The organism is Nonlabens ulvanivorans (genome assembly GCF_000732625.1).
Lineage (GTDB): Bacteria > Bacteroidota > Bacteroidia > Flavobacteriales > Flavobacteriaceae > Nonlabens > Nonlabens ulvanivorans.
Map to the genome: position 1 here is coordinate 1,186,277 of NZ_JPJI01000032.1, position 11,604 is coordinate 1,197,880.

The 11,604-nt window shown below is 34.5% G+C and carries 14 protein-coding genes; 9 read left to right on the plus strand and 5 right to left on the minus strand.

Annotated features, from left to right (window positions below):
• Positions 1-24: 24 nt before the first annotated feature.
• The 4 genes from IL45_RS12450 to IL45_RS12465 are packed head-to-tail and all read left to right on the plus strand — an operon-like array spanning position 25 to position 3,565.
• A complete protein-coding gene (locus tag IL45_RS12450; RefSeq protein WP_036584452.1) occupies positions 25-1,068 on the plus strand; it encodes an o-succinylbenzoate synthase in 1,044 nt (347 codons plus the stop codon).
• Between the two features lie 2 nt (positions 1,069-1,070).
• Positions 1,071-2,006 (plus strand): CPBP family intramembrane glutamic endopeptidase, encoded by a 936-nt coding sequence (locus IL45_RS12455; RefSeq protein ID WP_036584455.1) that lies wholly within the window; start codon positions 1,071-1,073, stop codon positions 2,004-2,006.
• The gene (locus tag IL45_RS12460) at positions 2,007-3,056 is read left to right on the plus strand and encodes an AMP-binding protein (protein ID WP_036584458.1); all 1,050 of its coding nucleotides are present in this window, start codon (positions 2,007-2,009) and stop codon (positions 3,054-3,056) included. It begins immediately after the preceding gene.
• Between the two features lie 20 nt (positions 3,057-3,076).
• Positions 3,077-3,565, plus strand: a complete 489-nt coding sequence (locus tag IL45_RS12465; RefSeq protein ID WP_036584460.1) for a hypothetical protein — start codon at positions 3,077-3,079, stop codon at positions 3,563-3,565.
• On the opposite strand, the gene IL45_RS12470 is transcribed toward IL45_RS12465, so the two are convergent.
• Positions 3,562-4,035 carry a low molecular weight protein-tyrosine-phosphatase gene (locus tag IL45_RS12470; RefSeq protein WP_036584464.1) on the minus strand — a complete coding sequence of 158 codons (474 nt, stop codon included), beginning with the start codon at positions 4,033-4,035 and terminating at the stop codon, positions 3,562-3,564. The two genes, IL45_RS12465 and IL45_RS12470, sit on opposite strands and share 4 nt — an antisense overlap.
• Positions 4,036-4,044: 9 nt before the next feature.
• On the minus strand, positions 4,045-5,472 hold the full coding sequence (dnaA, locus tag IL45_RS12475) for a chromosomal replication initiator protein DnaA (protein ID WP_006795565.1): 1,428 nt from the start codon (positions 5,470-5,472) through the stop codon (positions 4,045-4,047).
• A 205-nt stretch (positions 5,473-5,677) separates the two neighbouring features.
• On the opposite strand from dnaA, the gene IL45_RS12480 reads away from it, so the two are divergent.
• Positions 5,678-6,091, plus strand: a complete 414-nt coding sequence (locus IL45_RS12480; RefSeq protein WP_036584467.1) for an acyl-CoA thioesterase — start codon at positions 5,678-5,680, stop codon at positions 6,089-6,091.
• Between the two features lie 50 nt (positions 6,092-6,141).
• Positions 6,142-6,687 carry a pyridoxamine 5'-phosphate oxidase family protein gene (locus IL45_RS12485; protein WP_036584469.1) on the plus strand — a complete coding sequence of 182 codons (546 nt, stop codon included), beginning with the start codon at positions 6,142-6,144 and terminating at the stop codon, positions 6,685-6,687.
• Here the strand turns inward: IL45_RS12485 and IL45_RS12490 are convergent.
• Positions 6,684-7,289, minus strand: coding sequence for an IMPACT family protein (locus IL45_RS12490; protein ID WP_036584473.1), 606 nt, complete (start codon positions 7,287-7,289; stop codon positions 6,684-6,686). The genes IL45_RS12485 and IL45_RS12490 overlap by 4 nt on opposite strands.
• 85 nt (positions 7,290-7,374) lie before the next feature.
• On the opposite strand from IL45_RS12490, the gene IL45_RS12495 reads away from it, so the two are divergent.
• The gene (locus IL45_RS12495) at positions 7,375-7,935 is read left to right on the plus strand and encodes a hypothetical protein (RefSeq protein ID WP_036584475.1); all 561 of its coding nucleotides are present in this window, start codon (positions 7,375-7,377) and stop codon (positions 7,933-7,935) included.
• Between the two features lie 53 nt (positions 7,936-7,988).
• Here IL45_RS12495 and IL45_RS12500 read toward each other — a convergent pair whose 3' ends face one another.
• Both IL45_RS12500 and ribD read right to left on the minus strand, forming a co-directional pair.
• Positions 7,989-8,855: an EamA family transporter gene (locus IL45_RS12500; protein ID WP_036584478.1), complete on the minus strand. Its 867-nt coding sequence runs from the start codon at positions 8,853-8,855 to the stop codon at positions 7,989-7,991.
• Complete coding sequence (gene ribD / locus IL45_RS12505; protein WP_036584480.1) at positions 8,852-9,865, minus strand: bifunctional diaminohydroxyphosphoribosylaminopyrimidine deaminase/5-amino-6-(5-phosphoribosylamino)uracil reductase RibD; 1,014 nt, start codon at positions 9,863-9,865, stop codon at positions 8,852-8,854. Before ribD ends, IL45_RS12500 begins: the two co-directional genes overlap by 4 nt.
• Positions 9,866-10,137: 272 nt before the next feature.
• Here ribD and IL45_RS12510 point away from each other — a divergent pair, with 272 nt between their 5' ends.
• Positions 10,138-10,614: a GNAT family N-acetyltransferase gene (locus IL45_RS12510; protein WP_036584482.1), complete on the plus strand. Its 477-nt coding sequence runs from the start codon at positions 10,138-10,140 to the stop codon at positions 10,612-10,614.
• 122 nt (positions 10,615-10,736) lie between these two features.
• Positions 10,737-11,582 carry a peptide chain release factor N(5)-glutamine methyltransferase gene (prmC, locus tag IL45_RS12515; RefSeq protein ID WP_036584485.1) on the plus strand — a complete coding sequence of 282 codons (846 nt, stop codon included), beginning with the start codon at positions 10,737-10,739 and terminating at the stop codon, positions 11,580-11,582.
• Positions 11,583-11,604: the final 22 nt, after the last annotated feature.

Below are 11,604 nucleotides of genomic sequence, written 5' to 3' on the forward strand. Positions count from 1 at the left end.
TATTATGATGTTTATATTGCAGGAATGCAAGCTCAATTTAAAAAGTATACTTTAGAATTTAAGCGTCCGGCTGGTACCTCTCGAGGTGTTTTACGCATTAAAGAAACCTATTTTTTGTATCTATCAAATGGCGATAAATATGGCATCGGAGAATGTAATTTATTTAAAGGATTATCTATAGATGATCGACCTGGCTATGAAGGTAAGTTACAATGGTTATGTGATAACATTCATCTAAATCCGGCAGATTTATATCATAGCTTAATGGAATGGCCATCTATTTTATTTGGCTATGAAATGGCGCTCAAATCCCTGCAATCATCAGATGTATTTACACTTTTTCCATCGCTATTTACAGAAGGTATGGATACCATTAATATTAATGGATTAGTATGGATGGGCGATCAAGATTTTATGATGCGACAGCTTGAAGAAAAGTTAGCTAGTGGTTTTAACTGTATAAAATTTAAGATAGGAGCCATAGATTTTAATAAAGAATTAGAATTGCTGGATGCTGTACGGTCTCGCTTTCGCGAAAGCGAGATAACTATAAGAGTAGATGCAAATGGAGCCTTTACACCTGAAAATGCCATGGGGAAATTAGATGCACTTGCTAAGTATCAAGTGCATAGTATTGAACAGCCTATAAAGCAAGGACAATGGCAAGAGATGGCGTCACTTTGTCAACAATCACCTATAGATATTGCCCTAGATGAAGAGCTTATAGGTTTATATCATACCGAAGAAAAACAACGTTGTTTAGAAACCATAAAACCACAGTATATCATTTTAAAACCAGCGCTAGTAGGTGGATTTCAAAGTTGTAGAGAATGGATTAACATTGCTGGAAATAATAATGCTGGCTGGTGGATGACCAGTGCACTAGAATCTAATGTAGGGCTTAATGCCATCGCTCAATTTACTTATACTTTAGGTAATTTGATGCCGCAAGGATTAGGGACTGGTGGATTGTTTACTAATAATATTGAAGCGCCATTAGAAATAAAAAATGGCACTTTAAAATGTAACGATATCTCAATATGGGATACTAAGAGTTTAAAATTATAAGAATGTATATAGAACAAGGATACAAAGGCAATCTAGGCGTGTGGAATTTCTTTTTAATTCCGGTAGGCTTCATGCTGTTTATGGTGTTTAATTATTTTTCTACTCAAATGCTTGTGGAAGAGCAAGGTCAATCTGTAGAAGAGATTATGGCGCAAATGATAGAAATGATGGGGAAAATGCCTTTTCTTATTGTGAACCTATTGACTTTTGTAGTTGGTTTAGTCTCCATATTTGTTTGGGTTAAGTATATACATCAACAATCAATAACATCGTTAACAACGAGCAGAAAAAAAATAGATTGGAAGCGTATTGGCTTTATGTTTCTCTTTTGGGCAACTATCTCTGTCGCAACCATGTTATTGAGCGTTTATAGTGCGCCAGAGAATTTTGAATATAATTTAAATTGGTCAAAGTTTATACCACTAGTTGTAGTGTCGTTTTTATTGTTTCCATTTCAAACTAGTTTTGAAGAGTATTTATTTCGTGGTCAGCTTTTACAAGGCCTAGGGATACTAACTAAAACGAGATGGGTTCCATTTATACTTACTTCTGTATTATTTGGTGTTATGCATGCTGCAAATCCAGAGGTAGAAAAACTAGGTATGGAGGTAATGGTGTTTTATATAGGTACAGGTTTATTACTAGGTGCCATGACTTTAATGGATGAAGGTCTTGAGCTTGCTTTAGGTTTCCATGCGGCAAATAACATTATTGCTGCACTTATGGTAACATCAACTTGGACAGCTATACAAACAGACTCTGTTTTCTTAGATGTTTCACAACCTAGTTTTGGTCTTGCAGATATGTTACCTATCGTTATAGGTTATCCAATAATTTTGTTGATTTTAGCTAAGATTTATAAATGGTCTAATTGGAAAGAAAAGCTTTTTGGCAAAGTGCTTTCTAAAGAAGAATTTGATAATTTAAACGCATCATAAATGATTCCTAAAATACATCCAACGTTTAAGCTTAATGGTCGTCATCTTGATCATCAAGGAGTTATGATTGTCGCTTATTCTTATGTAAAAGAAGGCACAGAATGGGAGAAAGAAGTAGGCGATTTTCTATTAAACTGGTTGGATGATTTTGATGTGATGACTGTTTTCACAAGTGGTTCTACAGGTTCACCTAGACAATATAAGTTGAACAAACAGCACATGATTAATAGTGCAATAATGACTGGTGAACATTTTGATCTAGGTCCAGGAACAGAGGCTTTATGTTGTCTACCATTAAGTTATATCGCTGGTAAAATGATGATGGTACGTGCGTTAATGTTGGGATGGGAAATAGACTTAGTGAAACCTAATTCAAATCCACTGAAAAAGGCAGAAAAACGTTATGATTTTACAGCAATGACACCTATGCAGGTGAAAAAATCATTAAAGAATATCCATAAAACTAAAATGGTATTAATAGGTGGAGCTGCAATAAGGTCTCAACTTATTGATGACTTACAACACAAACATACTAAAGCATTTCACTCTTATGGAATGACAGAGACAGCTTCTCATGTAGCGATTAAACAGTTGTATCCAAAATTTGAGAACGAATATACCGCAGTCGGTGATATTAGTTTTTTACAAGATAATAGAGATTGTTTAGTCATTAATGCACCGTCGTTAGGAACTAATAATTTGGTTACTAATGATATTGTTGAATTGATTGATGAGCATAAATTTAAAATACTAGGCCGTATTGATGATGTCATCAATACTGGTGGAATTAAAATTCATCCAGATATGGTGGAGCAGAAGCTTGCAGCACACATCGCTCAACGCTTTTTTATCACTGGAATGAATGATGAAGACCTAGGTGAAAAAGTCATTTTGATAGTAGAAGGTAAGGAGTCTGATGTACAACAGGCTTTTACGGCACTAGATAAATATGAAATACCTAAAGAGGTCTATTTCATCAATTCTTTTGAAGAAACACACACTAAAAAAGTGGATAAACGATCTACGTTAGAGCGTTTGTTTAGGAAGTAAATTTTTGCAATTATCTAGGAATGAATTATTACAAACTAATACTGTTATTTCTTGTTTTGCCTTTTGAGTCAGATTATTGTACTTGTCCACCTCCAAGACATTGGGAAAAAGCAGCTTCTATTGAATATGAATATTCAGAAGTAGTATTTGTTGGTGACGTGAAATCGTTTTCTAATGATAAAAACAAATTTACTATTGAAGTATGTGAAGTTTTCAAGGGAGATTTGAAGTCTGGACAAATAATTTTAGGTAAAAATTTAAGATCATGTTACCCTTATATAGATAGAGGTGGATCGTGGCTTTTATTTGGAAATCATTCTCAAATATTTGAGGTTAATGAATGTGGAATTTCTTCAAATATTGAAAAGCCAAGACAACTTATGATTCCAATAAAATCACTAAGTGTTATTAGTAAAAATAGAAGAATCGAAGAAAAAACACAAAGAGAAAATGATGCCAAGGAAGCTATGCAAAATCTTTTAACGCAATTGCGAAATATTGTTCTTTAGAGGTTTGTTAAAGAATCTAACTTCTTAGCAATAACATTACTCACATGATCGAGCATGCGATAAACGTTTTCAAAACCGCTATCTCCTCCATAATATGGATCTGGTACGTCTAAATCTTCATTAGGAAAAGCCCAATCCATTATTTTATGAACTTTAGCCCGTTGCTCGTCGTTTTGTGCAAGAGCTATTACATCTCTGTAGTTAGAATTATCCATTACAAAGATGTAATCAAATTTAACTAAATCTTCAGCAACTAACTTGCGACTAGCTTGGCTAGAAATATCTAGGCCATTCTTTTTTGCAACGGCTATAGATCTTTTATCTGGAGCTTGTCCACGATGGCTGCCACTAGTTCCGGCGCTATCAATACTGAACTTAGTAAAATTAAGTTTAGAACGCATGATACCTTCTGCAAGTGGAGACCTACAAATGTTACCCAAGCATACCATTAAAATGGACGTCTTACTCATTACTAGTTCTTAGTTGGTCAGCTTTTTACTTAAGTCTTCAACATACTTGTTGAATTGCTTATCTGTTGAAGCAAGGTTGTCTACTGTTTTACAAGCATGTAAAACTGTGGCATGATCACGTTTTCCTATTTGAGAACCTATGCTTGCTAGTGAAGCTTTAGTCATTTTCTTAGAGAAGTACATAGCCAACTGTCTAGCTTGAACAATATGGCGCTTACGTGTTTTAGACTGTAAAGTTTCAACATCCATCTGGAAATAATCACTTACGACTTGCTGTATTTGATCTATAGAAATCTCACGTTTAGTATTCTTAACATAGTTTTCTACAATCTTACGGGCAAGATCAATAGTAATGTCTTTACGGTTAAAAGAAGAATGAGCAATTAATGAAATAATAGCACCTTCTAATTCACGTATATTGGTTTTTATGTTGTCAGCTAGGTAATGTATAATATCATCATCCATTTCTACACCATCGCGATATAGTTTGTTCTTGATAATAGAAACTCTAGTTTCATAATCTGGATGATTAAGCTCTGCGCTAAGTCCCCATTTGAAACGAGAAAGCAAACGCTGCTCAATATCCTGCATGTCCACAGGTTTCTTATCACTAGTAAGAATAACCTGTTTACCATTTTGATGTAAATGGTTGAAAATATGGAAGAAAACATCTTGTGTACTCGCTTTTCCAGCAAAGAACTGTATGTCGTCAACGATAAGCACATCTACAATCTGATAGAAGTGTATAAAATCGTTTCTATTATTCTTACGGACAGACTCAATATATTGTTGTGTAAACTTTTCAGCACTGATATAAAGAGCTGTTTTGTCCGGATAATTTTCTTTAATTCCTACACCAATTGCATGAGCAAGGTGAGTTTTACCTAATCCTACACCACCAAAAATTAGTAAAGGATTGAAAGAGGTTCCACCAGGTTTATTTGCAACAGCCATACCAGCACTACGTGCTAATCTGTTAGAATCACCTTCTAGGAAACTATCAAAGTTATACGATGGATTTAATTGAGACTCTATTTTCACATTTCTTATTCCAGGAATAATAAATGGATTCTTTAATTCAGGGCTTTTGCTTCTTACTGGCGCATCTACAGATTGGGAAGACTGTATAGAGCGATTACTACTAGGTATTTTTTCAGTAAATGGTTCCATACCTTTTAAAGTATTTTCCATTTTTATGGCATAAATTAATTTTGCGCCTTCACCTAGCTCTCGTGTAAGAGCTGTTTTTAATAATTTAATATAATGTTCTTCTAACCATTCATAGAAAAAACGACTAGGAACCTGTATACTTAATGCAGTCTCAGTTAATTTAACAGGTTTAATAGGTTCAAACCACGTTTTGTAGGCTTGAGGATTTATATTATCTTTTATAAATAGTAGGCAATTTTCCCATACCGATGCTGCCGTCGATGCCATAAAATAAATTACTTTTAAAAATTAAGATTGTTGGGATTAAAAAAGTGGAAAATGAGGACAAAATGCTTCTTTCTAATCGATGACAAATATGTGAATAAAAAACCTTAAAAAAAACTAGAAAAGTGTTTGATTTATCTAAAATATTGTTGCAAGTAAATCGGCCTTTTTTCTTCTTACTGAATATACAATAATTATTATTAATAGAATGAAGAGTACACTTACAAAAATTACTACCAGATATGTAGAAACAGATCAAATGGGAATTATTCATCATTCTAACTATTTGATTTACATGGAGCAAGCAAGACTCGAATGGTTGGACACTCTAGGTTTCTCCTATAAACGAATGGAGGAAAATAAAGTCCTTTTACCGGTTTATCAAATCGATATCAAGTATAAAAATCCGATGAAGTTTGGAGAAGAAATTACCGTCAAAACCACCCTTAAGAAACCTCCTACAACTAGAGTGGAATTTGAGTACGAAATTGTAAATCAAGATGGTGTAATCTGTGCTACAGCAGATTTAACTCTGGTGTTTACAAATGCATTAAATTTTAGACCAATGAAACCTCTTCCTGATTTTCTTAAAGCATGTGAATTATTGTTCGATGGGAGATAGGTGCTCTAAAAAAACACAATTTATTACTCTTTACTATTTAAGCTATTGTGATGTTAAATAATTTTTTTGAAGAATTGAAAGCCGAATTTAAAAGTGCTCTCTCAAAACGCAATCATCCTTTCAAATACATAACGTTATCAACAATAGATGGTGATTTAAAACCGCAATCGAGAACGGTTGTTTTGAGAGAGATACATGATAATTTAGATTGCATCATATTTACAGACTCACGCACTGATAAAGTAAAACAGTTAAATGATAATGCACAAGCTTGTCTTCTAGCTTATCATCCTAAAAAATTATTGCAACTTAAACTCAATGGTAAACTGTATCCGATTGAAGATTCCATTGAAACTAAAAGGCTATTTCAAAAAGTTGGTGAAAAAGCCATTAAAGACTATACCACTATACAAGCTCCTGGTACATCTATCTTAAATCCAGACCATGTTGATTATAGAGAGCGCAATGAAAATCATTTTCTGGCACTAAAATTTGTTCCAGACCAGTGGGAAGCATTGAAGCTTAAAAGGCCTCATCATTTAAGAGCTATTTTTGATAAGGATAACGATTGGAAAGGTCAATGGTTAGTACCTTAGTCTAGTGCTTTAGCCTTAATAGGATACATTTTATTTATAACTTCGGTAATAGATTCTTGCTGTGATTGTGGTACTGCAATCGTTATAATACAACTAACAGTTAAGTTTTGAGAGATTATATTGTATTTACCTTCATCAATAAATCGCATGACTTGACTCATTTGTGGATATTCAAAGCTAATTTCTACAGCAGCCGTAATGGTTCTTAACCTTATATCTGCAGTATCTAATGTTAATTTGGCAGTTTCTCTATAAGCACTAATCAATCCGCCTACACCTAGCTTTGTACCTCCAAAGATTCTTGAAACCACCACTAATATGTCGCTCAAGTCATAAGAGTTGATTTGTCCTAATATAGGATCACCTGCACTATGACTAGGTTCTCCATCATCATTTGCTCTATAATTGTGATCATCGGCACCTAGTTTCCATGCATAACAATGATGTCCAGCTTTGGGATGTCTATTGCGCAATGGTGCGATTAACTCATTAACCTCGTGATCACTCTTTAAGGGAAAAGCATAGCCATAAAACTTACTTCCCTTTTCTTTAAAAAGAATTTCCTCGGTAGGTTTTATAATAGTTTTGTAAGAATCTGCCAATGTTAAAGTTTTGGTAAAGAATTAGTGAATGTAAGTTTTATCAAGAGAATCTATTTCATTTGCAATGTAACCTAAAAACCAAAAAATGAAAAAGTTATTTATCATCTTAATTTCAGTTGTAGCCTTAACTAGTTGTGAAACAGAGGCTCTTGATCCAGGATTAAATCCTGTTGCTGGTGGTACTGGTGGTGGTAATGTAGATACTGCATTGTTAGTAGGTAACTGGTTATATACAGATGTAGAAACTAATACAACAACGACTACTACTGTTTCTGGGACACCAGTATCGATAACAGGATCGGTAGAATATGTAAGTTCAAACGCTATAATGACTTTTAATGCAGACGGAACATACGCTATAACGGGTGATCTAGAGTTTGAAGTGATTAATCAAGGTGTTTCTCAAGGTAATCAAACTAATACTTTTAACGACTTAGGAACCTATACCGTTACAGGTGACATATTAAGATTCAATAGCGCATCACCTAGTAATGTGACTCCTTTTGATGATACTACAACACTAACTATTACCACTTTAAATACCACAGATTTATCAATTGATATCAATGGGTTATCTACGCAAACTACTGGTGGTGCTTCCATAGAGATTTTAATTGATGGGTTTGCAGATTTTGAAAGACAATAAGCAATACCAACTTTATTATATTAAAAGCTTTTCTTAACAGGGAAGCTTTTTTTTTACGCTTTCGCGAAAGCAATCATCACAATAGCTACAATGGCTACCACTATTCCTATATAATTTTTAGGAATCAGTTTTTCCTTAAAAATGACAATACCTAACAAAGATGTGAAGAGTACTGTTCCCACGTGATTTATAGGATAAACCACGCTACTTTCCATTCCGTTTTTAAGAGTTTTAATGATAAAATAAATAGAAAAATAGTTAGGTATTCCTAAAGCAATTCCGCCAATTATACTGCGCATAGTCAATAAACGTTTTTGAGAAGCTTCATAAATAAGAACTATAATTCCTATTATAAAAGCCATTGCAAAACACATCGCACTAAAAAGAGGTTCTTCGCCATCTGGCACATGCATCTTTTCGGCATACTTAAGTGTGGTGTCTATTATACCGCTACCTAGGAATAATATGATTGGAAATATAAGTAATCGTTTATCTAGCTGTATGCCATCTTTTGTTTTAACAGAGGTCAAGTAAACAGAGATTAGAGCAAGTAAGATTCCGATTATTTTCATCCAGCCTATGGACTCGTCATAGAGCCATATGCCTGCAATAACCGGTATAACCAGTGACATTTTACCTGCGACGGCAGCTACCGACAGTCCATTTTTTTGACTGGTAAGTGCCATAATATTGAAGATGAAGATAAACAGAGCTCCTAAAAATAGGGCATAATACAACCAGTCTGCATTTATAATTTGCTCAAAATTTGGTACACTACCATAAGCAACAAAACCAGTAATACAAGCCACTATATAATTAATGATTATAGCATGTAGTGTGTTGATTTTAAATACTTCAAAGTATTTAAAAATCACATATAGAAAACTAGATGTGGTAATACTTAAAACGAGCCAAATCATTTTTTTCTATATATTTTAAGCACATCGTTTGCTAATACTTTTCTAGAAAGCATAGAGTAATCACCACTTAAAACAGGAGCTTGTAAACCTTGATGAAAAAGAACATCAGTTCCCATAAATTGATACGCTTCATCCCATAAACCAGCATCAATAAATGATTGAATGGTAGTAGTTCCTCCTTCTATAATAATAGATTGAATGTCATTTTGATAAAGACTATTGAGAATCTCTAGCGTGTCAGAAGAACTGAGTTCAAGTTTTAAAGTGACCGCAGCATCATCCATAACCTGATAGTCAGGTGTGATGTTATTTCTAGAATCTAGAACAACTCGCAAAGGGTTTTCTCCATTCCAGTCTCGACAGGTAAGCGATGGGTTGTCATCGATAACTGTTTTAGCGCCTACTAAAATGGCATTTTCTTGGGCTCTCAGTTGATGCGATACTTGTCTAGAATATGGATTAGTAATCCATACTGGTTTCTGCTCGTTCTTAGTTACTGGTGCAATAAATCCATCAGAGGTTTCAGCCCATTTTAAGATGATGTAGGGACGTTGTTTTCTGTGAAACGTGAAGAATCGTTTATTGAGTTCGTTACATTCATTTTCTAAGACGCCTACTACAACTTCAATTCCAGCTTCTTTTAATAAGGCAACACCTTTTCCCGCTACCTTATCGTGCGGATCTAGCGTTCCTACGACTACTTTTTTAAAGCCTTTTTGCACAATCATTGATGCACAAGGTGGTGTTTTACCAGTATGTGAGCATGGTTCTAGATTGACGTATATTGTCGCTTTCGCGAAAGCGTCTCCATCATAGCCCTTTTTTTCTGCATCGCTTACAGCGTTTACCTCAGCATGCGGTTCTCCAGATTTGAGATGCCATCCTTCACCTATAATCTCATCATTTTCTGAAACAATCACGCTTCCTACTAGCGGATTAGGATACGTCGTTCCCAATCCATTTTGCGCCAGTTGCAAGCAGCGTTGCATGTATTTTTCTTCTGTAGTCATCTATAGCAAAGGTAAGTGACTAATAAAAATATAAACTTATAGTTAAACTTAAATTTAAAGCTCAGTATTAAACATTTAGATTGAGTAGAGTGCTGTCACATTGAGCATGTCCATGTGTAGTCAAAGTTCAGTTTTCAAAATTTAAATAAATACGATTAATTACACCTAGCACTTTCATAAATTCAGGGCAAACTTGTCTAATTAATTTCTAGGGCTAAAATCTTTTAGAAATTATTAAATAAAATTGAAACTCATATTTCTAACTTCGCTTTATGAAAATTCGCAAAATTCTTCCTGAAGATAATCAAGCTATAAAAGAGATTATCCAAACCTCTATTTTAGAACATGGTGCACCTAAAATAGGAACTGCATACAGCGATGCGGCAACGCAAGCGATGTATGAACAATACCAAAAACCTCGCAGAACTTATTATGTAGTAGAAATTGATGGAGTAGTGGTAGGTGGCGCAGGAATCGCACCACTAGATAATTACAACGGTAATGTGAGCGAACTTCAAAAAATGTACTTTAAACCACAAGCTCGTGGTAAAGGTTACGGTAAAAAACTGATGATGACTTGCCTAGAACGCGCCAAAGAATTCAAATTTGAAAGCGTTTACCTAGAGACTATGGATAATATGTACGATGCGCAAGGCTTATATAAACACGTAGGTTTTAAATTACTCGATGGACCACTGGGTGATACAGGTCATTTCTCTTGTCCGGTGCAAATGCTTTTAAAATCCTGATATTCCGCACTTGATGCGGAATCTGCTTTTTTCATCACAATGTTTTTGTTAATGACATTCCTATCTTTACCAAATGAATTCGAGTTCGAATTCGAGTTCAAATTCAAATTCAAATTCGAAGCATGACGCTTAACCAATTCAAGCTCCTTTACCAAGAACAACTCAAACCTCTTTATCCAGAAAATGAGATTCATAGCATTCTACAAATCGTTTGTGAAGACCTATTGAACTGGTCACGCTCTGATTTCATGATAAAGGATCGAGAAGAACTGAGTCATCTTCAAGAAGAAATATTACAAAAGTCTTTAAGAGAACTGCGTACTTCAAAACCAGTACAATACATCACAGGAAAAGCCCATTTCTACGGACACGAGTTTGCTGTTAATGAACATACCTTGATTCCGCGTCAGGAAACAGAAGAACTGGTTGATATGATCATCAAAGATCATAAAGCAGAAACTTATTTGAATATTATAGACATAGGAACAGGAACTGGATGTATAGGATTATCACTTAAAGCAGCAAAGCCTGATTGTATAATCACATTGATGGATGTTTCTGAAGAAGCACTCGTTATTGCTCAATCAAATGCAAATCATTTAAAAACTCCAGTAAAAACGATTCTGCAAGATGTCTTGGCTTTAGATGAATTGCCTGAGAAATATGATATCATCGTGAGCAATCCTCCGTATGTGAGGAATTTAGAGAAGAAAGAGATACATGATAATGTGTTAGAAAATGAACCACATCTAGCGCTTTTTGTAGAAGATGATAATGCATTAATTTTCTATCGTAAAATCATGGAGCTATCTAAAAACGCTTTACAACCTAACGGAATACTATACTTTGAAATCAATCAATACTTACCAGAAGAAATGAAAGCACTCGCCACAGAGTTAGGTTTTGAATCTGAAGTTTATAAAGATTTGAATGGAAATTATAGAATGATGAAGTGTTGGAGAGAATGAACTTCAACTTGAATTTGAAATT